The 26,213-nt window shown below is 46.5% G+C and carries 34 protein-coding genes; 24 read left to right on the plus strand and 10 right to left on the minus strand.

Translation table 11 applies throughout. The features are described 5' to 3' along the window. The 3 genes from B7Y67_RS00360 to ptsP are packed head-to-tail and all read left to right on the plus strand — an operon-like array spanning window position 1 to window position 2,467. The gene (locus B7Y67_RS00360; RefSeq protein ID WP_293596774.1) at window positions 1–435 is read left to right on the plus strand and encodes a PTS fructose transporter subunit IIA; all 435 of its coding nucleotides are present in this window, start codon (window positions 1–3) and stop codon (window positions 433–435) included. A gap of 8 nt (window positions 436–443) precedes the next feature. Beyond that, on the plus strand, window positions 444–713 hold the full coding sequence (locus tag B7Y67_RS00365; RefSeq protein ID WP_293596775.1) for an HPr family phosphocarrier protein: 270 nt from the start codon (window positions 444–446) through the stop codon (window positions 711–713). A 2-nt stretch (window positions 714–715) separates the two neighbouring features. Continuing rightward, window positions 716–2,467 carry a phosphoenolpyruvate--protein phosphotransferase gene (gene ptsP / locus B7Y67_RS00370; RefSeq protein ID WP_293596776.1) on the plus strand — a complete coding sequence of 584 codons (1,752 nt, stop codon included), beginning with the start codon at window positions 716–718 and terminating at the stop codon, window positions 2,465–2,467. Window positions 2,468–2,471: 4 nt separating this feature from the next. Here ptsP and B7Y67_RS00375 read toward each other — a convergent pair whose 3' ends face one another. From B7Y67_RS00375 to gpmA, 3 genes are read right to left on the minus strand one after another with little or no spacing between them, the layout of a single operon-like run. Next, the gene (locus tag B7Y67_RS00375; RefSeq protein ID WP_293596777.1) at window positions 2,472–3,224 is read right to left on the minus strand and encodes a molybdopterin-synthase adenylyltransferase MoeB; all 753 of its coding nucleotides are present in this window, start codon (window positions 3,222–3,224) and stop codon (window positions 2,472–2,474) included. 22 nt (window positions 3,225–3,246) lie between these two features. Continuing rightward, window positions 3,247–4,680, minus strand: coding sequence for a S41 family peptidase (locus tag B7Y67_RS00380; RefSeq protein ID WP_293596778.1), 1,434 nt, complete (start codon window positions 4,678–4,680; stop codon window positions 3,247–3,249). A 14-nt stretch (window positions 4,681–4,694) separates the two neighbouring features. Next, complete coding sequence (gpmA, locus tag B7Y67_RS00385; RefSeq protein WP_293596779.1) at window positions 4,695–5,384, minus strand: 2,3-diphosphoglycerate-dependent phosphoglycerate mutase; 690 nt, start codon at window positions 5,382–5,384, stop codon at window positions 4,695–4,697. A gap of 22 nt (window positions 5,385–5,406) precedes the next feature. Here gpmA and B7Y67_RS00390 point away from each other — a divergent pair, with 22 nt between their 5' ends. The 4 genes from B7Y67_RS00390 to B7Y67_RS00405 are packed head-to-tail and all read left to right on the plus strand — an operon-like array spanning window position 5,407 to window position 7,686. Continuing rightward, window positions 5,407–5,820 (plus strand): rhodanese-like domain-containing protein, encoded by a 414-nt coding sequence (locus B7Y67_RS00390; protein ID WP_293596780.1) that lies wholly within the window; start codon window positions 5,407–5,409, stop codon window positions 5,818–5,820. A gap of 17 nt (window positions 5,821–5,837) precedes the next feature. Next, the gene (gene grxC, locus B7Y67_RS00395) at window positions 5,838–6,092 is read left to right on the plus strand and encodes a glutaredoxin 3 (protein WP_293596781.1); all 255 of its coding nucleotides are present in this window, start codon (window positions 5,838–5,840) and stop codon (window positions 6,090–6,092) included. Window positions 6,093–6,115: 23 nt separating this feature from the next. Further along, complete coding sequence (secB, locus tag B7Y67_RS00400) at window positions 6,116–6,637, plus strand: protein-export chaperone SecB (protein ID WP_293596782.1); 522 nt, start codon at window positions 6,116–6,118, stop codon at window positions 6,635–6,637. Between the two features lie 26 nt (window positions 6,638–6,663). Further along, window positions 6,664–7,686, plus strand: coding sequence for an NAD(P)H-dependent glycerol-3-phosphate dehydrogenase (locus tag B7Y67_RS00405; protein WP_293596783.1), 1,023 nt, complete (start codon window positions 6,664–6,666; stop codon window positions 7,684–7,686). A 5-nt stretch (window positions 7,687–7,691) separates the two neighbouring features. Here B7Y67_RS00405 and trmL read toward each other — a convergent pair whose 3' ends face one another. Beyond that, window positions 7,692–8,162 (minus strand): tRNA (uridine(34)/cytosine(34)/5-carboxymethylaminomethyluridine(34)-2'-O)-methyltransferase TrmL, encoded by a 471-nt coding sequence (trmL, locus tag B7Y67_RS00410; RefSeq protein WP_293596784.1) that lies wholly within the window; start codon window positions 8,160–8,162, stop codon window positions 7,692–7,694. Then, window positions 8,155–8,916, minus strand: coding sequence for a ComF family protein (locus tag B7Y67_RS00415; RefSeq protein ID WP_293596785.1), 762 nt, complete (start codon window positions 8,914–8,916; stop codon window positions 8,155–8,157). The genes trmL and B7Y67_RS00415 overlap by 8 nt, the downstream gene beginning before the upstream one ends. Window positions 8,917–8,940: 24 nt before the next feature. Here B7Y67_RS00415 and B7Y67_RS00420 point away from each other — a divergent pair, with 24 nt between their 5' ends. The 7 genes from B7Y67_RS00420 (at window position 8,941) to B7Y67_RS00450 (ending at window position 14,544) form a co-directional block, all read left to right on the plus strand. Continuing rightward, complete coding sequence (locus tag B7Y67_RS00420) at window positions 8,941–9,744, plus strand: class I SAM-dependent methyltransferase (RefSeq protein WP_293596786.1); 804 nt, start codon at window positions 8,941–8,943, stop codon at window positions 9,742–9,744. 180 nt (window positions 9,745–9,924) lie between these two features. After that, window positions 9,925–11,082 (plus strand): cytochrome c oxidase subunit II, encoded by a 1,158-nt coding sequence (gene coxB, locus B7Y67_RS00425; protein WP_293596787.1) that lies wholly within the window; start codon window positions 9,925–9,927, stop codon window positions 11,080–11,082. A 40-nt stretch (window positions 11,083–11,122) separates the two neighbouring features. After that, window positions 11,123–12,742 carry a cytochrome c oxidase subunit I gene (gene ctaD / locus B7Y67_RS00430; RefSeq protein ID WP_293596788.1) on the plus strand — a complete coding sequence of 540 codons (1,620 nt, stop codon included), beginning with the start codon at window positions 11,123–11,125 and terminating at the stop codon, window positions 12,740–12,742. Continuing rightward, a complete protein-coding gene (locus B7Y67_RS00435; RefSeq protein ID WP_293596789.1) occupies window positions 12,726–12,860 on the plus strand; it encodes a cytochrome oxidase small assembly protein in 135 nt (44 codons plus the stop codon). Before ctaD ends, B7Y67_RS00435 begins: the two co-directional genes overlap by 17 nt. Before the next feature lie 15 nt (window positions 12,861–12,875). Next, window positions 12,876–13,469 carry a cytochrome c oxidase assembly protein gene (locus B7Y67_RS00440; protein ID WP_293596790.1) on the plus strand — a complete coding sequence of 198 codons (594 nt, stop codon included), beginning with the start codon at window positions 12,876–12,878 and terminating at the stop codon, window positions 13,467–13,469. Continuing rightward, entirely contained in the window at window positions 13,466–13,660 is a 195-nt protein-coding gene (locus B7Y67_RS00445) for a DUF2970 domain-containing protein (RefSeq protein ID WP_216229745.1), read from the plus strand. Before B7Y67_RS00440 ends, B7Y67_RS00445 begins: the two co-directional genes overlap by 4 nt. A 29-nt stretch (window positions 13,661–13,689) precedes the next feature. Continuing rightward, window positions 13,690–14,544, plus strand: a complete 855-nt coding sequence (locus B7Y67_RS00450) for a cytochrome c oxidase subunit 3 (RefSeq protein WP_293596791.1) — start codon at window positions 13,690–13,692, stop codon at window positions 14,542–14,544. Window positions 14,545–14,608: 64 nt separating this feature from the next. Here the strand turns inward: B7Y67_RS00450 and B7Y67_RS00455 are convergent, their stop codons facing one another. Further along, on the minus strand, window positions 14,609–14,821 hold the full coding sequence (locus B7Y67_RS00455; protein WP_015422086.1) for a twin transmembrane helix small protein: 213 nt from the start codon (window positions 14,819–14,821) through the stop codon (window positions 14,609–14,611). 20 nt (window positions 14,822–14,841) lie between these two features. On the opposite strand from B7Y67_RS00455, the gene B7Y67_RS00460 reads away from it, so the two are divergent. The 5 genes from B7Y67_RS00460 to B7Y67_RS00480 are packed head-to-tail and all read left to right on the plus strand — an operon-like array spanning window position 14,842 to window position 18,904. Then, window positions 14,842–15,618 carry an SURF1 family protein gene (locus B7Y67_RS00460; RefSeq protein ID WP_293596808.1) on the plus strand — a complete coding sequence of 259 codons (777 nt, stop codon included), beginning with the start codon at window positions 14,842–14,844 and terminating at the stop codon, window positions 15,616–15,618. Further along, window positions 15,615–16,274, plus strand: coding sequence for a hypothetical protein (locus B7Y67_RS00465; RefSeq protein ID WP_293596792.1), 660 nt, complete (start codon window positions 15,615–15,617; stop codon window positions 16,272–16,274). The genes B7Y67_RS00460 and B7Y67_RS00465 overlap by 4 nt, the downstream gene beginning before the upstream one ends. Beyond that, a complete protein-coding gene (locus B7Y67_RS00470) occupies window positions 16,271–17,401 on the plus strand; it encodes a heme A synthase (RefSeq protein ID WP_293596793.1) in 1,131 nt (376 codons plus the stop codon). The genes B7Y67_RS00465 and B7Y67_RS00470 overlap by 4 nt, the downstream gene beginning before the upstream one ends. Continuing rightward, window positions 17,398–18,291 carry a heme o synthase gene (gene cyoE / locus B7Y67_RS00475; protein WP_293596794.1) on the plus strand — a complete coding sequence of 298 codons (894 nt, stop codon included), beginning with the start codon at window positions 17,398–17,400 and terminating at the stop codon, window positions 18,289–18,291. The genes B7Y67_RS00470 and cyoE overlap by 4 nt, the downstream gene beginning before the upstream one ends. 49 nt (window positions 18,292–18,340) lie before the next feature. Then, window positions 18,341–18,904, plus strand: a complete 564-nt coding sequence (locus B7Y67_RS00480) for an SCO family protein (protein WP_293596809.1) — start codon at window positions 18,341–18,343, stop codon at window positions 18,902–18,904. Window positions 18,905–18,925: 21 nt separating this feature from the next. Here the strand turns inward: B7Y67_RS00480 and rpoH are convergent, their stop codons facing one another. Both rpoH and ftsY read right to left on the minus strand, forming a co-directional pair. Next, window positions 18,926–19,867, minus strand: coding sequence for an RNA polymerase sigma factor RpoH (gene rpoH / locus B7Y67_RS00485; protein ID WP_293596795.1), 942 nt, complete (start codon window positions 19,865–19,867; stop codon window positions 18,926–18,928). 94 nt (window positions 19,868–19,961) lie between these two features. Next, complete coding sequence (gene ftsY, locus B7Y67_RS00490) at window positions 19,962–20,852, minus strand: signal recognition particle-docking protein FtsY (RefSeq protein ID WP_293596796.1); 891 nt, start codon at window positions 20,850–20,852, stop codon at window positions 19,962–19,964. A gap of 62 nt (window positions 20,853–20,914) precedes the next feature. On the opposite strand from ftsY, the gene B7Y67_RS00495 reads away from it, so the two are divergent. From B7Y67_RS00495 to B7Y67_RS00515, 5 genes are read left to right on the plus strand one after another with little or no spacing between them, the layout of a single operon-like run. Next, window positions 20,915–22,300, plus strand: a complete 1,386-nt coding sequence (locus B7Y67_RS00495) for a pitrilysin family protein (protein WP_293596797.1) — start codon at window positions 20,915–20,917, stop codon at window positions 22,298–22,300. After that, entirely contained in the window at window positions 22,287–23,633 is a 1,347-nt protein-coding gene (locus B7Y67_RS00500) for a pitrilysin family protein (protein ID WP_293596798.1), read from the plus strand. The genes B7Y67_RS00495 and B7Y67_RS00500 overlap by 14 nt, the downstream gene beginning before the upstream one ends. 55 nt (window positions 23,634–23,688) lie before the next feature. After that, window positions 23,689–24,255 (plus strand): 16S rRNA (guanine(966)-N(2))-methyltransferase RsmD, encoded by a 567-nt coding sequence (rsmD, locus tag B7Y67_RS00505; protein WP_293596810.1) that lies wholly within the window; start codon window positions 23,689–23,691, stop codon window positions 24,253–24,255. A 36-nt stretch (window positions 24,256–24,291) separates the two neighbouring features. Continuing rightward, window positions 24,292–24,786: a pantetheine-phosphate adenylyltransferase gene (gene coaD / locus B7Y67_RS00510; protein ID WP_293596799.1), complete on the plus strand. Its 495-nt coding sequence runs from the start codon at window positions 24,292–24,294 to the stop codon at window positions 24,784–24,786. Between the two features lie 18 nt (window positions 24,787–24,804). Then, entirely contained in the window at window positions 24,805–25,074 is a 270-nt protein-coding gene (locus B7Y67_RS00515; RefSeq protein WP_293596800.1) for a YfhL family 4Fe-4S dicluster ferredoxin, read from the plus strand. Between the two features lie 4 nt (window positions 25,075–25,078). Here B7Y67_RS00515 and pth read toward each other — a convergent pair whose 3' ends face one another. Together pth and B7Y67_RS00525 are read right to left on the minus strand one after the other, a co-directional pair. Beyond that, window positions 25,079–25,675, minus strand: a complete 597-nt coding sequence (gene pth / locus B7Y67_RS00520) for an aminoacyl-tRNA hydrolase (RefSeq protein WP_293596801.1) — start codon at window positions 25,673–25,675, stop codon at window positions 25,079–25,081. 90 nt (window positions 25,676–25,765) lie between these two features. After that, window positions 25,766–26,213 (minus strand): 50S ribosomal protein L25/general stress protein Ctc (locus B7Y67_RS00525; RefSeq protein WP_293596802.1); only part of this gene is annotated, 448 nt, incomplete at its 5' end.

The raw sequence follows: 26,213 nt of genomic DNA on the forward strand, positions 1-26,213 counted from the left end.
ATGGTTGGAATCGTAATAGTTGCTCACACCCCAGTAGCAAGTGCGATGCTCGGTTTTGCTGAGCATGCGTTTGGTGTGCTGCCAGAGAGGGTTAGGGCTGTTGATATTCCGCCCTACGAAGATACAAAAGCCAGCTTCGACCGACTTTTGAAAGCGGCCTATGGCGTCAATACAGGTCAAGGCGTTTTAATATTGACCGATGTAATGGGTGCGACTCCCGCCAATGTGGCATCTAAGCTTGAAGCTTTGGGGCCATTGTCTGGTTTAAATGCACCCGTGATTGTCTTGTCCGGATTAAATCTACCCATGCTGATGCGCTGCATCTCTCATCGTGGTGAGGGCTTGGAGGAGTTGGCTAAAAAAGCGCTTCTAGGTGGTCAAAATGGAATTTTGCGCCTGGGTTCTAAAACACCGCAAGCCACTACGGAGGAATAGGACGCACTATGCCTGTTGCTGAAATCGAAATCATTAATAAGTTGGGGTTGCATGCTCGCGCATCTGCGAAGTTATCCCAGCTTGCTGCCGAGTTTCCTTGTGAAATCTTTTTATCCCGCAATGGACGTCAAATTAATGCCAAGAGCATTATGGGCGTCATGATGCTGGCTGCTGGCATTGGAAGCACAGTCACTCTAGAGACCGTTGGCGAGAAAGAGAATGAGGCAATGCAAGCTTTAGCTGCATTAATTAATGATCGATTTGGTGAGGGCGAATAGGGATGACTTTTGCTTTGCACGGAATTGCAGTATCCAAAGGCATTGCCATTGGCAAAGCCGTACTGATTTCGCGTGCAGCATTAGAAGTTAGTCATTACCTCATTGAGGCTGGCAAAGAAGAGGCTGAGGCCAAAAAGCTATTAGATGCTTTTGAGCAGGTACGCCTTGAGTTGGCGCAATTGCGCCAAGGATTGCCAAAAGACGCGCCACAAGAAATGGCTGCATTCTTAGATGTTCACGGCATGATTCTGGCAGACCCGGCTTTGGCTGAGAAACCCATTAAATTGATTCGCACTCAGAGATTAAATGCCGCCTGGGCTTTAACAACCGAGCTGAATGATCTATTGGAGCAATTTGCGGATATTGAGGACGCCTATTTAAAAGAGCGCGCCAACGATATTCGCCAGGTGGCTGAGCGTGTAATTAAAGCTTTGAATGCCCAGAAGAAAGATCCGTTGAATGATGCCGATTTTTTACCGGCAAGCGATATCGGCATTGAATCAATTATTGTTGCGCATGATATTGCCCCTCATGACATGCTGCGTTTCAAAGAGCATGCTTTCACGGGATTTGTAACAGATCTTGGAGGAAAGACTTCACACACAGCAATTGTTGCGCGCAGTATGGAAATTCCTGCGGTAGTTGGTGTGCGACACGCCAGTGAAATGATTCGTCATGGCGATTGGCTGGTATTGGATGGTGAGCATGGGGTTGTCGTTGTTGCACCCGATGAACAACTCCTTGCCGAGTATCGAAAGCTGCAAACGCAAGCTTTAAAAGAGGCTCGTAAGCTAAAGCAGTTAAAGCATGCCAAGACAGAAACAGCTGATCGGGTTGAGATTGAGTTATTTGCCAATATTGAGTTACCCGAAGATGCTATTCAGGCAGTGAAGTTGGGTGCTGTAGGCGTTGGTTTGTTCCGCTCTGAATTTTTATTCATGGATCGAAAGCAAGCCTTGCCTGATGAAGAGCAGCAGTATCAAGAATATCGTCGCGTAGTCGATTTAATGCATGGTCTGCCTGTCAATATTAGAACCATTGACGTTGGTGCTGATAAGGCCTTAGGTGGCGGTGGAGATGTTTCTCAAACTGGCGCATCCCCATTGGGATTGCGTGCGATTCGCTGGTCTTTGACCGAGCCGGAGATCTTTTTAACTCAACTCAGGGCTATCTTGCGTGCATCCGCCCATGGTCAGGCGCGCATTATGATTCCGATGTTGGCGCATGCTAAAGAAATCGATGAAACATTTAGATTGATTGAAAAGGCAAAGCAGCAATTACATCAGCGTGGCAAGGCGTTTAATCCAAATATTCAAGTTGGTGCAATGATTGAAATTCCGGCGGCGGCTTTGATGCTGCCGTTGTTTATTAATCGATTCGATTTCCTTTCGATTGGTACCAACGACTTAATTCAGTACACCTTGGCAATTGATCGTGCGGATCATGCGGTTGCGCATTTGTATGACCCCTTGCATCCAGCCATTTTGAACTTATTATCAAGCATCATTGATCAAGCGAAGCGGGCAGATGTGCCGGTTGCTGTTTGCGGTGAGATGGCTGGCGATCCTGCATTAACAAAGCTATTACTTGCGCTCGGGTTGACAGATTTCTCAATGCACTTTAGCCAACTGCTATTAGTTAAGCGCGAGATCTTAAAAGCAAATGTAGGCCTATTAAAAGCCCGCGTTCCTAGAGTCCTGCGTGCTTATGAACCCGACGAGCAGACCAAAGCATTAGAGCGATTGCTTTCTTAACTCCCTAATGTTGGGGGCCGCATACCTGACATTCTAGATTCCGAGAAATGCGAATCTCATTAATCTGAGTAGTGAGCGCATTCCACAACAACATTCTTCCCACCAAAGGCTGACCAAAGCCAATCAATACCTGCAGGGCTTGAGCCGCTTGCATCGCGCCAATAATGCCCACTAGCGGCGAGAAGATACCCATGCTGGCACAGCTAACTTCTTCAAACTGTTCTTCTGGAGAAAAAAGGCAGGCGTAGCAAGGGGATGCTTCATTTCGAAAATCAAATACGCTCAGTTGACCATCAAATTTGAGGGCAGATCCAGAGACGAGCGGCACTTTCTGATTAAAGCAAGCTGCATTAATGAGCTGACGGGTAGCAAAGTTATCGGTGCAATCTAAAACGAGATTTACTGATGGCAAGAGTTCTTGTAATAAATTCTCAGTTGCCTTCTCTGCGATTACATTAATCGTGAGCGTCGGATTGATGCTTTGCAAAAATTGCTTCCCTGATTCCACCTTACTTTTGCCGAGGGAGTTCTGGCTATGCATGATTTGTCTCTGCAAATTAGTGAGCTCGACTTTGTCATGATCAACCAACGTAATTTTTCCTACGCCAGTTGCAGCCAAGTATGGTGCGGCAGCGCTTCCTAAGCCACCGGCGCCAATGATCAGGATGTGCGAGCCAAGCAAAGTTTCTTGGCCAGCAACATCAATTTCTTCTAGCAGTAAATGCCGCGAGTAGCGAAGTAGCTGCTCATCATTCATATATATGCCTAATTGCGAGAACTTACTCTAGCTTGGAGGCAGAGCGTTTCACAGGCTCACCATTAATGAATGCGACTGCCTGAGAAAGCATAAAGTCATCTGCGCTACCGAGCTCGACAGGCTTCTTGGACTTGTCTTTTTCTTTCTCTTCAGGAGTCTTCTTGGCATTCTTTTCTTCAATACGTTGTAGCTCTTCTAGGCGACGTTTTTCACGATCGGCAACGAGCTTTTCTTCTGAAGATTGCTTGTTGCGCAAATGCTTCTCGCTGTCGATCTCGCGAGTGATTAATACATCGTCAGGATCGCCGTCTTTATTTTGATCTACTGCGATATCCGGCTTGATGCCATAGGCCTGAATCGATTTACCACTTGGCGTGTAGTAATAAGCCGTAGTGATCTTCAGTGCAGAATTATTGGTCAGTGGGCGGACTGTTTGTACTGAGCCTTTGCCAAAAGTAGTTTTACCAATAATAGTTGCACGTTTGTAATCCTGTAATGCACCAGCGACAATTTCAGAGGCGGAAGCGGAGTAGGCATTTACTAAAACTACCATCGGTAATTTTTTATATATCGCTGGTACGCTAGATAAAGGGTCGCCAGGCTCGCTCAGACGATACATTGCTGGTGTCGCATTGAATACTTGCTTTGAGTCAGCTGTCTGACCTTTAGTAGAAACAATCACAGCATCTGCTGGCAAGAAGGCGGCAGCTACACCGACTGCGCCTTGCAACAAGCCGCCACCATTGTTTCTGAGGTCAAGAATAATGCCCTTCATTTTAGGATCTTGATTTGCAAGATCAGCTAATTTTTTAGCCAGATCAGGAACAGTGCGCTCTTGAAAGCTCGTTACTCTGACCCAGGCAATATTGTTGTCCAAAATTTTGGCTTTAACGGACTGCACTTTAATTTCAGCGCGGGTAATGGTTACTGGAAAGCTACGTTCTTCACTTTTACGGAAGACAGTCAAAGTAATTTTTGTGCCCGGTGTACCGCGCATGGTGCGAACTGCCTTGTCGAGTGACATACCGCGAACGGGTTTGTCATCTAAGCGAGTAATGAGATCGCCAGCTTGCAAGCCAGCACGAGCTGCAGGGCTATCTTCAATCGGGTTAAGTACTTTGACAACGCCGTCTTCTGAAGTGATTTCAATACCAAGACCAGCAAACTTGCCGCTAGTCTGTTCCTGCATTTCCGAAAAATCTTTTTTATCAAGATAGGTGGAGTGCGGATCAAGACTGCTCACCATGCCTTTGACAGCATCGGTTAGCAGCTGTTTATCTTCAATCGGCTCAACATACTCGCGTTTGATTTGTGCAAAGACATTCGATAGTGTTCGCAGTTCATCTAAGGGTAGTGTCGTGCCCTGCTGGGCGGTAGCGGACAATTGAATAGTGGCTGCAACCCCGGCGATGAGGCCAATAGAAACGAGGGCAAAGTTCTTGAAAAATACGCGCATGCTTCTGTTTTACCTTAATCCAAATAAAAATGCTGAATGGGTTTGAGGTTATCATCGAGCTCATAAACAAGCGGGATGCCATTAGGGACGTTGATTTCCATAATGTCTTCGTCAGAAACCTGGTCGAGATACTTAATTAATGAGCGAATACTATTGCCGTGTGCAACCAGTAATACGCGCTTGCCTGCCTTGAGTGCGGGGGCGATAGATTCGTTCCAAAGGGGTAATACACGCTCGACGTTATCTTTAAGGCACTCGCCTAAGGGAATATCAGAAGCGTTCAGTTTTTCGTAGCGACGATCATTTTGCGGATTACGTTCATCACCTGTTTCCAAGAGTGGTGGGCGCACATCGTAGGAGCGGCGCCAAATATGAACCTGGGCATCTCCGTACTGTTCGGCAGTTTCGGCTTTATTCAGACCGGTCAGAGCGCCATAGTGACGCTCATTTAGTCTCCAGCTATGAACTACGGGCAGCCACATGAGGTCCATGGTGTCTTGAACATGCCACAAGGTACGAATAGCTCTTCTAAGAACAGAGGTATAGGCCACATCAAACTCATAGCCTGCCTTGCGGAGGTTTTCACCTGCGGCCAGTGCTTGTTCAGTACCTTTTGGGGTTAAGTCAACGTCCGCCCAGCCAGTGAAGCGGTTTTCAAGATTCCAGGCAGATTCGCCATGACGAATAAGGACAAGTTGTTTCATAGAGCCATTCTATAATCCGGTGATGAACTTTCTCACTCAAATTGATAATTTAGCGCTTATCGCCCTCCTGCTAGTTTCGGGCGCAGCACTCTTCCTTCCCACATTATCTACGCTTATTAGCGGAAAAGGCTTATCGCCTACAGAAGCAACTATTTGGATGAATCGCCGTAAAGCGGCTGTTTTGGACTTGCGTCCGGAGTCCGACTTTAAAGCGGGTCATCTGCCCGGGGCAAAACATATCTTGGCTGAGCAAATCCCTTCCGGAGTTGAGAAGCTGAAGCTGGACCGTAAAAACCCCATTATTTTGGTTTGCCATTCTGGTACGAGTGCGCGCAAACTTGTTCCAGAGTTGAAAAAAATGGGCTTTTCTGAGATTGCAGTCTTAGAAGGCGGAGTTCAAGGTTGGCAGGCTGCAGCCCTGCCATTGGTTAAATAATTCAGCGAGTCTCAGATATGCCACCAGTCACGATGTATAGCACCCAAGTCTGTCCATACTGCGTTATGGCAGAAAAGCTATTGCAAAAGAAAGGCGTTACAAATCTGGAGAAGATCTTGATTGACCGCGATCCTGCCCAGCGCGAGATCATGATGACGCGTACGGGTCGTCGCACTGTGCCACAAATTTATATTGGTGAGACCTATGTTGGTGGTTATGACGATCTAGTAGCCTTAGATCGCGCGGGCCAACTTGATTCACTGCTAGCTTAAAAAATTTACTCAGAAAGTTTTCCATGACTGAACAAACTACTTCCGCTCCAGATGCAGCTGATAACTCAAAAGAGCCTGGTTTCCGCATTCAACGGATCTACCTTAAGGACTTATCTTTAGAGCAGCCACATGCGCCACAAATTTTATTGGTTTCCGCTGAGCCTCAAGTAGAGGTTGAGGTGGATGTTGCTGTTACTCGTTTGGGTGATGAGATTTTTGAAGTTGCTTTAATAGCGACAGTCACTGCCAAAGTAGACGGCAAAGTACTGTTTTTGGTTGAGGCAAAGCAAGCGGGCATTTTTGAATTTAGCAATATTCCTGCAGAGCAAATTGATCCCATGTTAGGCATTGCTTGCCCAACGATTTTGTATCCTTATTTGCGCTCCAATATTGCAGACACCATTAGCCGCGCTGGTTTCCAGCCAATTCATTTGAACGAGATTAATTTCCACGGCATGTATGAACACCGCCTGATGCAGGCTGCGCAAGCGGCTGCAACGGAAGGTGGCGCTGCCGATGAAAGCAAAATCATTCTTCCTCACTAAGTTGATTTAATTAAGGCCCACAGATCATGAAAGTGACGCTGCTTGGAGCTGGATCATGGGGTACTGCTATGGCCGCACAAGCTGCGCGCCATCTTCAATCGGGCGACGTTTGTTTGTGGTCGAGAAGTGCCGAGCAGTTGGGAGAGATTCAAAAGTCGGGTGAGAACGCAGAATATTTACCTGGTGTCATCTTGCCTAAAGGCTTGCAATTAGAAGCGAGTTTTGAGCAGGCTATCGAACGCCTTTCTGAAAATGATCTTTTGGTAATTGCGACTCCAATGTCGGGTTTGTCAGAAACGGTAGCGCAGGTGCTGCGCCTCGCAAAACACCCGCTTAATATCGTTTGGTTGTGTAAGGGTTTAGAGCCCAGCACTACTTTATTGCCACACCAAGTAGTGGCGCGCGAAGATCAATTGCATAGCCATGGTCTTCAGCATTCTTACGGCGCTTTATCTGGACCCAGTTTTGCAAAAGAGGTTGGCAATGGAATGCCCTGCGCATTAACAATCGCCAGCAAATCAAATACTTTGTGCGACATTGTTCAGGGCGCCTTTCATCACGGCAATATGCGGATCTATGCTAGTGACGATTTAGTTGGAGTTGAGCTGGGTGGTGCAATTAAAAACGTTCTGGCAATTGCGGCTGGTATTGGTGATGGTCTAGACCTTGGCTTAAATGCGCGCGCTGCAGTGTTAACTCGTGGCCTTGCAGAAATGATGCGTTTAGTAAAGGCTGCTGGTGGTCGACCAGAGACCTGTATGGGGCTGACTGGCGTAGGCGATTTGATATTGACTGCCACCGGCGATCTCTCGCGTAATCGTCGTGTTGGTTTGGCACTTGCCGCAGGAAAACCTTTGCCTGAAATCTTAGGCAATTTAGGACATGTTGCTGAAGGTGTCTTGTGCGCCTCTGCGGTTGGTAATCTAGCCACTCGTCTTGGTGTCGAGATGCCAATTACTGCCATGATGTGTGAAGTCTTATCTGGAAAGCTTTCACCGCATGAGGCAGTGAAAAAACTGATGGGACGCGACCCCAAGGTTGAAGTTTAAGTTTCTTAATTTCCGCCAAGCAATCCGTTCTGGCGCCAAGCTTCATAAACCACAATTGCTACCGTGTTCGAGAGATTTAAGCTGCGACTGCTATCTTGCATCGCTAAGCGCATTTGGTTAGGCGCTGGAATCGAACTTCTCACTTCTTCAGTAATGCCTTTGGTTTCGGAGCCAAAGACAAAATAATCTTCGGGCAAATATTTGCCATCATGAAACTTGCCAGAGCTCTTAGTTGTTAAGGCAAAAATATGTGCAGGCTTGGGCTGTTCATCAGCAAGAAATTGCGCCCAGTTTTTATGAACTTTTATTTTGGCAAACTCGTGATAATCTAGTCCTGCTCTTCGAAGCTTGGCATCTTCCATGGGGAAGCCTAGCGGCTCGATGAGATGGAGTTTTGCACCCGTATTTGCACACAGGCGAATGATGTTGCCTGTATTGGGTGGAATTTCTGGTTCGAATAAAACAATATTAAACATGTTCAGATCTTTGTGATGGACGAAGTGTTCTCAGTAGAACCCAATTAATAACACGAGATACGCCATTGTCCTTCAATACGCGGGCGATTTCATTTAAGGTTGCTCCGCTAGTCATGACATCATCAAATACTACTACTGAGGTCGATTCCAGTTGCCCTTGGAATTGAGTGTTGATGAAGAACATATCTTGAATAGCGAGTTGACGATTGGCACGATTTTCAGAGGCCTGATGTTGAATGTGATGATGGCGCATCAGAATGTATGGGTTTTTATGAATGCGTTTGTCGCAATGAATACGTCTGGCTAATTCCCAACTTTGATTAAAGCCGCGGGAACACAATTTTTCTCGGCTGAGTGGTACGGGGAGTAAAAATTCTGCTTGTAAATTGTGGATGTCTTTAGGCATCAGCTGATTCCATGCTGATGCCAGCCCATGAGCGCAAGCAAGTCTTCGTTGATATTTCAATTGATGCAAAGCGGACTGCAGTCTTCCATCGTAGCGATCAAGGCAAAAGGTCTGATCAAAGTAGGGCGCGTTGAGAGCACACTCTTGACAACGTTTTTCTTTTAGCTCGCTTGCTTGAAGAGTGAGTCCGCACTGCTGACAACATTCATAATTCAATAGCTGCTCAAAAGCAAGTCGCGAGGAGCAATCAACGCAGAGCGTGCGTTGCTGAAATACCCCACAAACAATACAAGCGCTGGGCAATAAGCGAGAAGAAATGACTTCAAAAATATTCTCTATTGTTCGCATGGGGTCGCTGAGTATACTGAGCCAATGACCCAATCAATCAGATGGCTTCAGGATGAAATTGCAGCTCGCATGTTGCAAAAATTAGACATCGTTAAGTTAGAAGTAAAGGACGTCTTGTTATTCCCGGATTTCCCTGGGGCGCATGCTCCTTTTCTGACGAAGCGATTTCCGGGCGTTCGTTTTCATAGCGCACCTGAACCTGAACTATCGGGTTTTGATTTATTCAAATTGAGGTTGGCTCGATTTTGGAATTCAAGAATGAAATCAGCATCTGTTGTTTCCCTTAGTGATTACAAGAAAACAGGCCGCATTAACCTTCCTAGTAATTCTGTAGATTTAGTCGTGAGCGTTCTCTTCATTCAGGATCTGGTTGATCCTAAGCATTTTTTGCAAGAGTGCTGGCGAGTACTGAAAGAGGGCGGTTTACTGACATTCAGTTATCTCGGCCCGGATACTGCTAAGGAGCTCAGATCTGAACTTGTGGCTCAGCAATTACCGCTCAAGAAGTTGGCTAGCCCCTGGGATATGCACGATATGGGGGATGCCTTGCTGGGTGAGCGCCTTTCAGACCCAGTCATGGACATGGAATTCTTGGGGCTGGACTATGACAGTGACAACATTCTTTTATCGGATGCTAAGGCACTAAATTTGCTTGGCCCTGTTGATCAAAATACCCCCTTATCCACTCAATTACCCAAAAAACTAACCCTAGAAGTGGTTTATGGACACGCCTGGGCTTTGGGTAAGCACCTTGCTAAATCACAAGATCATGTCGCTTATATTGATCCAAATCAAATCGGACGCAAGACTAGGAGTGATTCTGCTTAAGTGTGAGCACACACTATCTTTTAAACCATTGCCAAGATTGAGGCGAGCCTGGTTAACCCGGTTTGTTGTTGAGTCTAAATAACCCTATAATTAGCGCTAGTTGAATTGCTTGATACCGTTTTTTTGGGCTTTCTGAGGCTGTATTGCTGCAGAAACTCATGACAATAAACAGAGAATAAGATGAATTTATTTGGAAAAGTCACTAGGGCTTCGCTCTACTTAGTAGCAGCCTTTGGCACTGCAATTGCACAGGCTGCGGAAGATATGCCAGGCGGCCCATCAGTGCTGCAGCTAAATTTTGCCGCTCCTGCGACAAAAATCATGCAAGAGATTCATTGGTTGCATTGGATGATGTTGATTATTTGCGCGCTCATTTTTATCGGCGTTTTTGGGGTGATGTTCTATTCCATCCTCAGGCACCGCAAATCTTTAGGTGCTAAATCTGCCTCTTTCCACGAAAGCACCACTGTTGAGATCATTTGGACAGTAATTCCTTTGCTCATCGTGATCGGTATGGCTTTGCCTGCAACTAAAACTGTTGTGGCTATGAAAGACACTACTAATTCTGACATCACTATTAAGACCACCGGTTATCAGTGGAAATGGGGTTACGACTATATTAAAGGTGAAGGCGAAGGCATTAGCTTCTTGTCCACCATGTCCACTTCACGTGAAGCTATCAATAACTTGGCACCTAAATCAAATACCTATTTGATGGAAGTGGACAATGAGATGGTGGTGCCGGTTGGCAAAAAGATTCGCATGATTACCACTGCGAATGACGTGATTCACTCATGGACTATTCCGGCATTTGGTGTGAAGCAAGATGCGATTCCTGGTTTTGTACGTGACACTTGGTTCCGCGCTGACACCATTGGCAAGTTCCGCGGTCAGTGTTCAGAGCTGTGCGGTGCTGAGCATGCCTTTATGCCTATCGTGGTCAATGTAGTCTCACAAGAGGACTACACCAAGTGGGTGCAAGAGAAGAAAAAAGAAATGGGTGCGGCTTCTGACGATCCAACTAAGGTTTACACCTTGGACGAGCAAAAAGAGCGCGGCGCTAAGGTCTATGCAGCCAATTGCGCAGCATGCCATCAGCCAAATGGCAAAGGTGCGGGCACGTTCCCTGCGCTTGAAGGCAGCAAAGTGGTGCTTGGACCAAAAGCAGCTCAGTACAACATTCTTATCAATGGTAAGGGTGCGATGCCGAAGTGGGCTGGCGTGATTTCTGATGGCGATATTGCTGCCGTGATGACGTACACCCGCAATGCTTGGGGCAATAAAACGGGCGAGATTGTTCAGACCCAAGACATTGTCTCTGCACGCGCTGGCAAGTAATTCATTTATTAATACAGATCAAACTAAACCGGAGTAATCCATGAGCACTGTCTCTACCACCCACGATCACGCACACAACCATGCGCATGATGATCACACCCCACATGGCTGGCGTCGTTGGTTGTTTGCAACCAATCACAAAGACATTGGAACGATGTACCTGATCTTTTCTTTCATCAGCTTGATGGCTGGTGGTGTGATGGCTTTGGGTATTCGTTTGGAATTGTTCCAACCAGGTCTGCAATTCTTGCGCCCTGAGTTTTTCAACCAATTAACGACCATGCACGGTTTGGTAATGGTGTTTGGTGCGATCATGCCAGCATTTGTTGGCTTTGCAAACTGGATGATCCCATTGCAAATCGGTGCATCAGATATGGCCTTTGCCCGCATGAACAACTTTAGCTTCTGGATTCTTCCAGTAGCAGCATGTTTATTGTTTGGTTCATTTTTGGCTCCTGGTGGCGCACCTGCTGGTGGCTGGACTTTGTATGCGCCTTTGACTTCACAGATGGGCCCAGGTTTAGACATGGGTATTTTTGCGCTCCACTTATTGGGTGCTTCCTCCATCATGGGCTCGATTAACATCATCGTGACCGTCCTGAACATGCGCGCCCCTGGCCTGACATTGATGAAAATGCCAATGTTCTGCTGGACTTGGTTGATTACTGCTTATTTATTGATCGCTGTAATGCCTGTGTTGGCTGGTGCAATCACCATGGTTCTCACAGACCGTCATTTTGGTACTTCTTTCTTCTCTGCAGTTGGCGGTGGTGACCCAATCATGTTCCAGCATATTTTCTGGTTCTTTGGCCACCCAGAGGTGTACATCATGATTCTTCCTGCATTTGGAATCGTGAGCGAAATTATTCCTGCGTTCTCTAGAAAAACATTGTTTGGCTATAGTTCCATGGTTTATGCAACGGCATCCATCGCAATCTTGTCATTCATCGTGTGGGCTCACCACATGTTTGCAACCGGCATGCCTGTTACCGGACAGTTATTCTTCATGTACGCGACGATGTTGATTGCTGTTCCAACTGGCGTTAAGATTTTCAACTGGGTTGCAACAATGTGGAAAGGTTCGATGACGTTCGAGACTCCAATGTTGTGGGCAGTCGGCTTTATTTTCGTATTCACGATGGGTGGTTTCACAGGCTTGATCTTGGCAATGGCACCAATTGATATTGGCGTACAAGATACTTACTACGTTGTTGCTCACTTCCACTATGTATTAGTAGCAGGCTCATTGTTCGCGATGTTTGCTGGTTTCTATTACTGGTGTCCAAAGTGGACTGGCTACATGGCCAATGAAACTCGCGGCAAGATCCATTTCTGGACTTCCATGATTTTCTTTAACATCACCTTCTTCCCAATGCACTTCTTGGGCTTAGCAGGTATGCCGCGTCGATACGCTGATTACCCAACTCAGTTTGCTGATTTCAATATGATTGCTTCTATTGGCGCACTCGGTTTTGGTTTATCTCAGGTTTATTTCTTACTATTCGTTGTATTGCCAGCTTATAACGGCAAGGGCGAAAAAGCATCTATGAAGCCATGGGATGGAGCCAAAGGTTTGGAGTGGACGATTCCATCGCCTGCCCCACACCATACATTTGAGACACCTCCTGACGCTAAAGAGTTACATGCCGCAGGAATCTAAATTAACGGCCTTTCAAAAATCCCAATCTGCTAGTAATCGCAGATTGGGTTTTATCCTTTTCAGTGTTGCCGCCGTGTTTTTCATCGGCATTCTCCTTAAGCGGAGCATGTTGGGTTAAACCCATCCATCTTTTATGACTGCTATTGCTTCTATTAACCGCCAAATCTTGCTGAAGCTATTGATCGCTTCAGTGATGATGTTCGGTTTTGGTTATGCATTAGTACCGATGTATAAAGCCTTGTGCGAAGTGACCGGCATTAATGTGGTCACCAGCAAGAATGACTATGGCATTCGCGCTTATAGCGCCAATAGGGTTGGCAATACTCAGGTGGACTATTCCCGCAAGGTGACTATCGAGTTTGATTCCAATAGTCGTGGACCTTTTACTTTTCGTCCGGTAAAAAACTTCTTAGACGTGCACCCAGGAGAAATGACCGAGATTGTTTACGAGGTAACAAACAATTTGAACCGCCCTGTAGAGGCTCAAGCTATTCCGAGTTATGCGCCTAAAAGCGCCATGGAGTTCTTCACTAAATTAGAGTGTTTTTGTTTTCAGCAGCAAACCCTAGCAGCTCATGAAATGAAGAAGATGCCGGTCGTGTTTGTGATTGATTCTGGGCTGCCCGCTGACGTGAAAACTATTACCTTGTCGTATACCTTCTTTGAATTGGGGGTTGGTCAGCAGCCAGCAGGCTCAACAACACCTAAATCGAAAACGGCGTCATGAGCAAGAAAAGTACTTTTATGCAATCCATGATCGCTGTATTGTGGGCTTTTTTGGGTGTGCGTAAGAAATCAGGATTGCAGGAAGATGTAGCTTCATTAAGTTTTGTCCACATTGTTATTGCGGGAGTTTTAGGTGCCTTGATTTTTATGGGCATACTCCTTTTGATAGTTAAAGCAGTTGTGTCCCATTGATTATTTTTTGATTGAATAGAGAGAATAAGATGTCATCCAATTCAACCCCTTACTATTTCGTTCCTGGACTATCTGGTCATCCAGCTGCAGCGGCTCTAGGTCTGCTTGCCTTTGGTGCTGGAATGTCTGGCTGGGTAAACCACGCAGCTTGGGGCGGCCCAGTAACTGCAGTAGGCGTACTCTGGGTTTTGTTTGTTCTCTACAAATGGTTTGGGGACACGATTGCTGAGTCAAATGCAGGTAAAAACGGTGTGAACGTGGATATCTCCTATCGCTGGTCGATGGCTTGGTTCATCTTTTCAGAGATCATGTTCTTCGGCGCATTTTTTGCTGCTTTGTTCTATGCACGCAATATCGCAATGCCTTGGATGGGTGATGTGGAGAGCAAGTTGCTCTGGCCTGACTTCACAGCAGTCTGGCCTAATGATGGCCCTGCAGGTTTGGTGGAGAAATTCACGACCATGGGCCCATGGCCAATCCCAACTATCAATACCTTGTTGCTATTGAGCTCAGGTGTAACTGTGACTTATGCTCACCATGCGCTCCGTGAAAATCACATGAAGCAGGCGATCATGGGATTGGCTGCCACTGTTGGTCTAGGCTTTGTTTTCTTGTGTTTCCAGGGCTACGAATACTACCATGCATACCATGCACTGAACTTGAAGTTGACTTCAGGCGTTTATGGCTCCACATTCTTTATGTTGACTGGTTTCCACGGCTTCCACGTATTTCTTGGTGGTTTAATGTTGGCGATTGTGTTGCGTCGCATGATTCGAGGTGACTTTACTTCTGAAAATCATTTCGCATTTGAGGGCGCCGCTTGGTACTGGCACTTCGTTGACGTTGTCTGGCTTGGTCTCTACATCGCTGTTTACTGGATGTAAGGAAATAAAAATCGGGGCTTAATGCCCCGATTTTTATTGGATGCTCGCTGGCAAAAGAGTCTGCTTAGTTTGTACCTACCCGAACGCCGCCAGCCTCGATATAGCCAAAGTAGTGGGCAATCAGAATGCCAAGAAATAGAACTATTGAAAGTCCAATACGCAGCATGAGAGACTGAACCATTCTTGAGCTCCCGCCTTTGTCTTTCATCATGAAGTAGAGAGCAGAGCCTAGGCTTCCTACAATCATTAGCAGTGCAACTGGAATAATCCATTTCATCTCAAGATACCTCTGTGAATATGTTTTCTAGCTTAATTACTAGTCGTATAGTTGCTACTTTATCAGCCCTTCTGGTGATTTTAGTAGGCTGTGGGGCTGGCATCTGGCAACTGAATCGAGCAGAGCAAAAGATTCGCTTAGGCGAGTCTCTATCTGCCAAGCTTCAAATGCCTATTCTGAATGCCAACACGGATAATTTGACCTTAGAGCGGGCTGCAGAGCGTCGGATTCTTGTCCGAGGGAGCTTTATGCAAGATGAAGTTATATGGCTGGATAACCGCCCTCGTCCGATTCCTGAGGGTGGCGCTGGTGCTTCCGGGCAATCAGGCTTTTATGTGATGATGCCCATGAAATTAGATGGCCAAGAGGCTGTCCTGTGGGTTAATCGAGGCTGGGCGCCTCGCAATAATGAAAATCGCATTGAGCTACCTCCAGTCCAAACTACCGATGAAGTGGTGACTATCGAGGGAATTGCTTTCCCCCATCCTGGAAGAGTATATGAGTTGGGACAAAAGGCTGACACGAAAGTGAGGCCCCGAATTGAGCAAAACTTTGACTTGGGATTGGAAGCCCAAAGTCATGCATGGAAGCAATTGCCATTTATTATCCGCGAGTCCGAGTCAGACAAGAAGGATGGTTTAGTCAGAAATTGGCCCTCCCCAACAAATGGAGTCGATCGCCATTATGCTTATGCCTTTCAGTGGTTTGTATTGGCTCTAGCCGGATTCTTGTTTTGGCTCATCAATGGGCTCATCAAATATCAGCGAGAGCTTGCTGTGAATGGAGATAGAGTGTGAGTGATAAAGAATTATTGATTCCAGCATCACAAACAGATGCGTCTGTGATTAATGGGCAAACTCGGCGAGGGCGCATTCAAATGCTGCTCTTATTGCTTGCTTGTGCAGCACCAGTCATCGCCTCTTATTTGGCGTATTACGTCTTTAAGCCAGAGGGTGGAAAAACCAATTTTGGAACCTTGGTTCAGCCAGTCCAAGATGTAAACCCTGTTTGGTTTGATATTCCCTTTAATGGCAAGTGGACTTTGCTAGTGGCAAGGCCAGCTGGTGAATGCACCGTTAAAAATGAATCCTGTCTTGAGGCTTTATTTTTGATGCGCCAGTTGCGTATTGCGGTTGGTCGTGAAAGTAGTCGCGTTCAATTGGTTTGGGTCAATACAGATGGAAAGCCAGTAGATCCAGAGGTATTGTTAGCCTATGATCAAAAGATGGCAGGATTTCAGATTCTCAGTTTGCCTACAGACCCTCAGCTGAAAGCTGAATTTGATACTTGGCTTAATCGTGACGGCGCGGGCCAGAAGGTTCAGTTGATCGATCCAAGTCCGGCCAAGATGATGGTCTTCCCAGTAACGAATTCTCCAAAAGAATTTGGCAGTATCAAAAAGGATCTTGAGAAACTATTGCGCCTCAATCGTAAGGGCGAACAATTGCAATGAGTAGTTTGTTATTACTCGCCGAGTTAGCTGCAATTGCAATTGTCTTTGCAGGCCTACCTTTGGCGTATCTCTGGACTAGGCCGAGCTACAACTTTTTCCAAAAGCTCAATTGGGTTTTAGTCTTCATGACTTTCGACTTGATTGTGTTTGGCGCCTTTACCCGTCTTACAGACTCTGGCCTGGGTTGTCCAGATTGGCCTGGTTGCTACGGCACATCAAATCCATGGCATGCAATCGGCGAGATTCAAATGGCCCAAGCCAGCATGCCTACAGGCCCTGTGACTGTCATTAAGGCTTGGATAGAGATGATTCATCGCTATTTAGCAATGACAGTCGGAGCCTTGATTTTGATTCAGTTGGTAGTAGCCTGCAGCAAATTGCGTAGCTTGGGTAAAAAACCTGTGTTGGGTAGTCTTGGTTTACTGCTTTTAGTGTGCATTCAAGGCGCGTTTGGAGCTTGGACTGTGACGCTTAAGCTGCAACCCATCATTGTCACTATTCACTTAATGCTGGCCTTGGTTTTGCTAGCGTGTTTAACGACTTATGCGCAGCAAGACTGGGAAGAGAAGACTTCCTCAGCTCTTCGTTTTCAGACCAAGCCACTTTCTGCAAAGTTACTATTGCTCGCCTCAGTCGCTTTGCTTGCTCAAATCTTTTTGGGTGCATGGGTGAGTACGAATTACGCCGTATTAGCCTGTCCTGATTTTCCAACTTGCATGGGTACTCTTTGGCCCGAAACAGATTGGCAAGAAGGTTTTACTCTGTGGCGTGCCCTAGGTTTGAATGCTCAAGGTGAATCTATTTCCCCCGTCGCTTTACAAACGATTCACTGGGCACATCGGGTATTTGCTGTAGTTGCTATTGCAGCTCTGAGCCTATTGGGAATCAGCGCTCTCCGGTTGAGTGGTTCTGAGTTGTTAGGAATGGGCAAGCTTGCCAAATTATTACTTGGCTTATTAATTCTTCAAGCCCTGACAGGTATTTCCAATGTGGTCTTTCAATGGCCACTCCTTGCCGCCTTAATGCATACAGCTGGTTCCGCTTCGCTGGTGTTTTGCTTAGTTCGTCTAGCCCAATGGTCTTCTTGGAACGCCCCGATTCAGATTAAGATGGTTAAATCATTATGAGTAGCCCCACAACCTCCACTCCTGAAGCAATGCCGCGTTGGCGTCAATATTGGGTGCTTACCAAGCCCCGCGTCACTCAGCTGGCAGTGTTTTGTGCAGTGATTGGGATGTTCTTGGCCACCCCTGGCATGGTCCCTTATTCAGTGCTGATTGGCGGGATTGCGGGAATTTGGTTATTAGCAGGCGCTGCGTTTGCGATGAACTGCTTAATTGAGCAGGCGGTCGATGCCAAAATGAAACGCACCTCTTGGAGGCCATCTGCGACTGGTGAAGTAACGCCTTTTCACATTATTATTTTCTCGATTGTTCTCGGAAGCTTGGGGATGGTCATTTTGTGGAACTTCTGCAATCCATTAACGATGTGGCTCACCGTGGCAACCTTTGTTGGCTATGCTGTGATTTACACTTGGTTACTGAAGCCTGCCACACCACAGAACATTGTGATTGGTGGGCTCTCTGGCGCCATGCCACCTGCTTTAGGTTGGGCTGCAGTCACCAATGGCTTGTCTGCTGAGGCTTGGCTCTTGGTGCTGATTATTTTTGTTTGGACGCCGCCACACTTCTGGGCGCTTGCTTTATATCGTCGTGATGACTATGTACAAAGTGGCTTGCCGATGTTGCCGGTGACCCATGGTGAACGTTTTACGCTACTCAATATCCTGCTCTACACCTTAATCTTGATTGCCGCTACTTTACTGCCTTACATCTACGGCATGAGTGGGCTGGTGTATTTAATCTCTGCAATCATTCTGGGTCTGATGTTCCTAGCTTATGTCATTGCCCTATTTATTTCTTATAGTGATGAGCTTGCGAAAAAGACTTTCCGTTTTTCAATTACCTATCTGTCTCTACTGTTTGCAGCGCTATTAATCGACCACTATTTCATTTAAGTTGAATATGAATTTATCAAAACTTTCTACCTGTGTTGCGCGCATCTTGATGTTGTCATTCATAGGCTTAGCGCTATTGGCTTGTAGCCCTCAGCAAAGCTTTAAGAATGTCGATATCACTGGTAGTAAGGCTTTTGGCACTGACTTTAGTTTGATTGACCCTGATGGCAAAGTTAGAACGCTGGCTGACTTCAAGGGCAAGGCGGTTGTGATGTTCTTTGGTTATACGCAGTGTCCTGATATTTGCCCTACAACGCTCACAGAAATGCAGCAGGTCATGACTATCTTGGGCCCTCAGGCAGATAAGGTTCAAGTACTGTTTGTCACTGTGGATCCCGAGCGAGATAGTGCAAATATTTTGAAGCAGTATGTTCCTGCATTTGATTCGCGCTTCTTGGGCTTGCGTCCAGCGGATGAGGCAGCTTTAGAAAAAGTGACCAAGGACTTTAAGATTTATTACAAGAAGGTGCCTGGCACGAGCCCTGGTTCATACACAATGGATCACACAGCAGGCAGCTACGCTTTTGATCCAGAAGGACGTTTACGCCTGTACATCAAGCATGCGCAAGGTGCTGAGACCTTGGCGCAAGACTTGAAAGAACTGCTGAAGTAAAAGTTAGAGAGGGAGGGTTGCTTAAGCAGCCTCAGCTTGCAAGAGGTTGCGCATCTTTTTAAGAGCAGCAGTCTCAATCTGACGAACACGCTCTGCAGAGATGCCGTATTCACTGGCGAGATCATGCAATGTCTTTGTGCCATTGCCATCAGCATCCATTGCCAACCAGCGGGATTGCACAATGTTGCGACTACGCTCATCTAAGGCCATGAGCGCTTGATCCAGTTGTGGGCCATGTAAAGCATCTGTTGCAGCAGCAGCCATCATCTCAGTAGGCTCTTGACTGTTATCAGCTAGCCACTGAATCGGTGCATAAGCTGACTCATCATCGGTGTCGTCACCTTCTAAGGCAATATCACCACCAGCCAGACGCATTTCCATTTCTTTAACTTCAGAACCTTTGACATCCAGAGCTTTGGCCAGTGCCTCAACTTCATTTGGAGTCAGTGCAGCCAGAGTGGGTTTGTTGCTGCGTAAATTAAAGAACAGTTTGCGTTGGGCTTTAGTGGTTGCTACTTTTACCAAACGCCAATTCTTGAGAATGTACTCATGAATCTCCGCCTTAATCCAATGGATTGCGTAAGAGACTAAGCGTGCACCTTGGTTGGGGTCATAGCGCTTCACAGCCTTCATCAAGCCGATATTGCCTTCTTGAATTAAGTCGGCGTGTGGAATGCCATAGCCTAGGTATTGACGTGCAACAGATACCACCAAGCGAAGGTGCGAGAGAACTAAGGTTTTCGCAGCATCGACGTTTTCGGTGCGACGAAATTCTTGTGCGAGGTGCAGCTCTTCTGCAGCGCTGAGCATGGGTACGCGATTCACGTACGAAATATAAGAGTCGAGCGTGCCGACCCCAAGGGAAGGCAGCATCGGAAAGGCAAGCGAAGCCGCAGCAGTCTGCGCTGCTGGCAGTGTTTGCCTTGCTTGCAATTGCGGTTTGTATGCTTTCTTTTGAACCATTGTCTTTTTATGTATTTTAGGTATTAATAAGCTTCTATTTTAGCACTCTTGTCAAGAGAGTGCTAATGGTTTTTTACTTCTATAAGTAATTGATTTAATTGAATAATTCAGAAGAATATTGGGCGGCAGTGAAGGGTGCTAAATCGTCAATTCCCTCGCCTTTACCTAGGGCTAAAACTGCTGGCTTTGGCCCATCATTGAGTGTGTGAGCAAGTGCGCAGATTACCCCGCCTTTAGCGGTACCATCCAGCTTTGTCACAATTAAGGCAGAGAGTCCTAAAGCGGCATGAAAGGCCTTTACCTGGCTTAAACCGTTTTGACCGGTATTGCCATCCAGAACGAGCAAAGTCTGGTGAGGCGCCCCAGGAAGGGCCTTGCCGATGACTCTTTTGACCTTCTTCAATTCTTCCATGAGGTGGTCTTGAGTAGCCAGTCTTCCCGCGGTATCAATAATCAGTATGTCGCTCTTACGAGAAATCGCCGCATGAATGGCATCGTGCGCGACTGCTGCAGCATCACCGCTCTCTTGCATGATGACGTCTACTTGATTTCGACCACCCCATTCGAGGAGCTGATTGCGAGCCGCTGCGCGGAAGGTGTCGCCCGCTGCTAGTAAGACAGATTTACCTTGCGACTGAAAGAGTTTGCAAAGCTTGCCGATGGTGGTGGTCTTGCCTGCACCATTGACGCCTATCACTAGCCACACTTCTGGTGTGGTTTTTTGATCATGCACGTACAAAGGATTAGGGTTTGGCTCTAAAGGTTGAAGAAGGCTTGCCACCTCTTGAATGAGCAGTTGCTTTAAGTCCTCTGGGCTACTAGCTTTTTCTGATTTGGCGGCTTTACGCAGTTTGCTAATCAGTTGCTCAGTCGTGGGTAGACCCACATCGCTCAGAATGAGAGATTCTTCTAGGGCATCAAACCAGGCTTCATCAGTCTGATTGGATTTAAATAGGGATCCGAGGGTTTTACGTAGGCCGAACATAATCGATACAATTTAATCCTTGCATCTTATCAATTTAATTCTTGGGATAGGTGATCTTACAGATGCGCTCCACTTTATTACGTTTTTCTTTCTATTTGATGCTTTGTTGCCCGGCTGCATGGGTAGCCGCGGAAACTGCTGCATCTAATACTCATGAGTATCAACTCGCCAATGGCCTCAAGCTGATTGTGCGCGAGGATCATCGAGCGCCAACGGTTGCACACATGGTTTGGTACCGTGCTGGCTCCATGGATGAGGTCAATGGTAAGACTGGGGTAGCCCATGTACTCGAGCACATGATGTTTAAGGGAACGGATAAAGTTAAGTCAGGCGAGTTTTCTCGCTTAGTTGCGGCAGTGGGTGGCCGAGAAAATGCATTCACCTCCCGTGACTACACGGCTTATTTTCAGCAAGTTGAAAAATCCAAATTAGACGAGGTCATGAAGCTAGAGGCTGATCGGATGTCCAACCTCAACTTTGATGATGCGGAGTTTCTGAAAGAAATTCAGGTGGTGATGGAAGAGCGTCGTCTACGTACTGAAGACAATCCAAGTAGCCTATTGAATGAATCCCTCATGGCTACTGCTTATATGAGCTCGCCTTATCGTCATCCGGTAGTAGGGTGGATGAATGACCTCATGAATATGAAAGCTGCGGATGCACGTGATTGGTATCGTAGCTGGTACAAACCAAATAACGCAACAGTGGTGATTGCAGGTGATGTGGATCCTAAAGTCATTTTGCAGGCAGTAGAGAAATATTACGGAATTGCTTCTGCAAGAGAGTTGCCCGAACGTAAACCACAGCTTGAGCCTGTACAAAAAGGCATTAAGCGTGTGCAAGTTAAGGCGCCTGCAGATAGCGCGCAGTTGGCAATGGCATGGAAAGTTCCCAAGCTACAAGCGGGTAAGTTGGATGATGATGAGCCCTATGCATTAGAGCTCCTAGCTGCGGTGCTTGATGGTTATGACAATGCTCGATTGAACCGCACACTGGTGAAGCAAGAGCGTGTAGTGAATGATGTAGGCGTTGGTTACGACATGATCTCCAGGGGACCAGAACTGTTTTTAATTAGCACCAGTATGGCTAAGGGCAAAACAGTAGAGCAGGCCGAGAGTAGTATTCGGAAAGCCTTAAAAGAAGTTGCTGATAAAGGAATTTTGGAATCAGAGCTCAAGCGCATCAAGGTACGAATTCTGTCTGATCAAATCTATAAGCGCGATTCAATCTTTGGTCAAGCAATGGAAATCGGCAGTACAGAGATGGCGGGCTTCTCATGGCGCGATATTGATGTGATGCTGGAAAAGATGCAGACCATTACTCCCGCGCAAGTCCAGGCTGTTGCAAAAAAATATTTCGTTGATGAAGGTTTGACTATTGCCGTATTGGATCCCCAGGCGCGTCAGTCCGGTGAGAATAAGCAAGGAGACAATCGTGCTGTCAAATAAATTCATCAAGCAAGCTAGTATCACAATCGCATTGATGTTTGGAATGATTGCATCTGCTCATGCAATATTGCCTATTGAAAAGCTGGGCTCCTTCAAGGGTGCGCAAGCCTATCTAGTGCAAACCAAAGCCCTACCCATGGTCGATATTGAGATCAGCATTGATGCAGGCGATCGTTATGATCCATCAGCAAAGAGTGGCTTAGCTACAGTGGCTGGGCGCTTGATGAATTATGGCGCCAGGTCAGAAAAAGGTTTGCTGAATGAAGCTCAGATTGCTGATGAAATTGCTGACTTAGGTGCAAACCTTGGGATCTCTGTCAGTGGTGAGCGTGCCATTATGCGGATTCGGACTTTGAGTCGTAAAGATCTGCGAGATCGCGCCGTTCAATTGGCATCAGCTATGTTGAGTGCGCCCACTTATGATGCCAAGATCTTGGCACGTGAGAAGCAAAGAATGACAACCGCCTTACAAGAGGCAGAGACGAAGCCAGAGCCAGTCCTAGATCGCCGTTTTAGAAAATCAGTTTATGCAGACTATCCATTAGCTAATTCACCTACTGTGCAAAGTATTACCAATATTGGGGCAGCTGATCTGCAGCAGTTTCATAAACAGTTTTACCGTGGCGATCGAATGATTGTCAGTATTGTGGGTGATGTGAGTAAGGTCGAGGCTGCTGAAATCGTTCAGGGCTTATTGGAAAGAGTGCCTCAGTCTGGACCTGCTATAGCCAAGTTGCCAGAATTTGAGCGCTCACCAGTTGAACCTTTAAGCCAAAGAGAAATTAGTATTCCATTTGATTCTCAGCAAGCGCATATTGCCATGGGAATGACTGCGGTTACCCGTAGTAATCCTGATTATTTTCCATTGCTAGTGGGGAACTATGTCTTGGGTGGTGGTGGCTTTGTATCACGCCTGATGTCAGAGGTCAGGGAAAAACGAGGTCTTGCCTATAGTGTGTTTAGCTACTTTGCTCCTGGAAAAGATGCCGGAATTTTTCAAGCAGGCTTGCAAACCAAGAATGATCAGGCCACTTTGGCGCTCGATGTCTTGAGCTCGACAATTTCTCAATTTATTGCCAATGGACCGACTCAATCTGAGCTCGATGCTGCTAAAGCAAATTTAGTAAATGGCTATCCCTTGAGAATTGATAACAATCGTAAGTTGCTCGATAACGTGTCATCTATTGCTTGGAATAATTTACCTCTCGACACGATGGAGGTTTGGACTAAACAGGTTGAAGCGGTGAGCCTGGAGCAAGTTAAAGCGGCTTTCCAAAAGCACTTAGCCATGGATCGCATGAAGATCGTGGTCTTAGGAGCTAAAAATAAATAAGCCAGTACAGTCGGCTTCATTAGGCAAGCGTTCCGAGCCGCCTCAAAAAATTCGCATTATTGGCGGCGTTTGGCGTAGTCGTTTGCTGACTGTGTTGGATTTACCTGGCCTACGTCCGAGCACTGACCGCGTTCGTGAGACTTTATTTAATTGGCTCGGGCAGGATTTGGTGGGTTTAAGTTGCTTGGATTTATTTGCCGGCACTGGCGCTTTGGGTTTTGAAGCTGCTTCACGGCATGCTCATTCAGTCACTCTATTAGAAAAAGACAAAAAAGCTCACGCCAAACTCTTGACTAATTTTGCTTTGCTCCAGTCATCTCCTGCTCCAGGACAAGTACAGATTTTGCACAGAGACAGTTTGGAGTTTTTAAAGCAACAGGCTGATCGCTCTAGTAATTTGATCTTTATAGACCCACCCTTTCAGGAGGATGGCTTATTAAATCAAGCGCTTGTAGAGGCAGCTCGCATCTGTGATGACAGCATAGGCGGGGGAATTTACGTTGAATTTCCTGCCAATCGTCCCCGAGAGCAGATTGAGGCGCTATTGCCTGATTGGCATTGTGGGAAATATCTAGAGGCTGGTCAGGTAAAAGCTTGTCTATTTCGCTTGAAGAGGGACTAAACTCTTGGCTGTAGCTGAAAAAGCCTTAGGAGTGTTATGACTGTTGCTGTATACCCTGGAACATTTGATCCCTTTACTCGTGGTCACGAGGATTTGGTACGCCGTGCTTCAAGCATTTTTGGCGAGCTTATTGTTGGCGTTGCTGATAGTCGTAGCAAGCGTCCCTTCTTTACTCTGGATGAGCGCATAGCCATTGCTAAAGAAGTTCTTGGCCATTATTCCAATGTGAAGATTGTTGGTTTTACGGGTTTATTAAAAGATTTTGCCCGCGAACATAATGCGCGTGTCATTGTGCGTGGTTTGCGCGCAGTCTCTGATTTTGAATACGAGTTTCAGATGGCTGGTATGAACCGCTATTTATTGCCTGATGTCGAAACGCTATTTCTTACGCCTTCAGATCAATATCAATTTATTTCTGGAACATTTGTTCGTGAAATTGCTTCAATGGGTGGAGATGTGAGTAAGTTCGTATTCCCATCTGTAGAAAAGTGGTTAGTCAAAAAGATTGAAGCCAATAAGGGCAAAGAGTAAGGCTGGCGGGCACATAAGATGGCTTTAATGATTACGGACGAATGCATCAATTGCGATGTATGTGAGCCTGAATGTCCGAATGATGCAATCTATATGGGTCTAGAGATCTATGAGATTGATCCTAATAAGTGCACTGAATGCGTGGGCCATTACGATGCGCCGCAGTGTCAGCAAGTTTGCCCAGTTGACTGTATTCCACTAAACCCCGCATTCTCAGAAAATCAGACGCAGTTAATGGCGAAGTATCAAGCTTTGACTGCTGCCAAAAAATCCCTGGCTACAAAGTAGCGCTCTAATTCGTTTTTGAATGTAGCTCTAGCATCGCTGCCTGAGCATCGCCCTTTAGAAATAAGGGCAGAATGCGCAAACCATCTTCAATGCTGGCATCAATCTGTTTTTGTTCTGTCTGCAGAGGCCGTCTTAGGACATAGTCAGCTACATCCATCACCCGTGCACCTTCTGCAGCCAGATCACGTGGATGACCAATACCCAGACGAAGGCGCCAATACTCAGGCGTTCCCAGATGCGCTTGAATATCTTTTAAACCGTTATGCCCACCGGTGCCGCCACCGAGTTTGATACGTGCAGTGCCGGGCTTTAGATCGAGCTCATCTTGCACCACAAGCACATCTTTAGGTGTAATTTTGTGGAACCTGCATAGCGCTCCTACAGCCTGACCGCTGAGATTCATGTAAGTGCTGGGCTTCAGTAAGAAGAGATCTTCGTCTTCCCATTTAGCCTTACCCACCTTCCCATGAAAGCGCTTTTCAGTTTCAAAGCGTGTGTTCAATTGTCTGGCAAGAGCGTCAACAAACCAGAAGCCAGCATTGTGCCGATCTTCTATGTGTTCTTCGCCTGGATTACCGAGGCCAACAATTAATTTAGTCATGATGAGTGCTTAAGGATAAAAGTATTTCTGCAAAAAAGAAAACCCGCTTGTAAGCGGGCTTCCTCTGTCGCAAAGATAAGGCTTAAATAATTAAGCTTTATCCTTTGGGGCTTCAGCAGCAGGAGCCGCAGCAGCTGCAGGAGCAGCTTCCGTATCAGCAGATTTCACTGCTGGGATACGTGCGTTGGCTAATACTGGGTTTTCTTGCTCAACATGCAATACCAAGGTAACGCCTTTTGGCAATGCGATGTCTTTAGCGTGGATGCCATGACCAACTTCAATCTTGTTCAAGTCCACTTCAATGAACTCTGGCAAGTCTGCTGGTAAGCAAGATACTTCCAATTCAGTTGAGATGTGGCTGATTACGGCGCCTTGCAACTTCACTGCAGCTGAAGTGTCAGCGTTGATGAAGTGCAATGGAACGCGCATGTGAACTTTCTCAGTCGCAGAAACGCGCTGGAAGTCGATGTGCAGAACCAAAGGCTTAAATGGATGCATCTGGTAATCGCGCAACAACACTTTTTGTGCTTTGCCGCCG

The sequence above is a fragment of the Polynucleobacter sp. 35-46-11 genome (genome assembly GCF_002281105.1).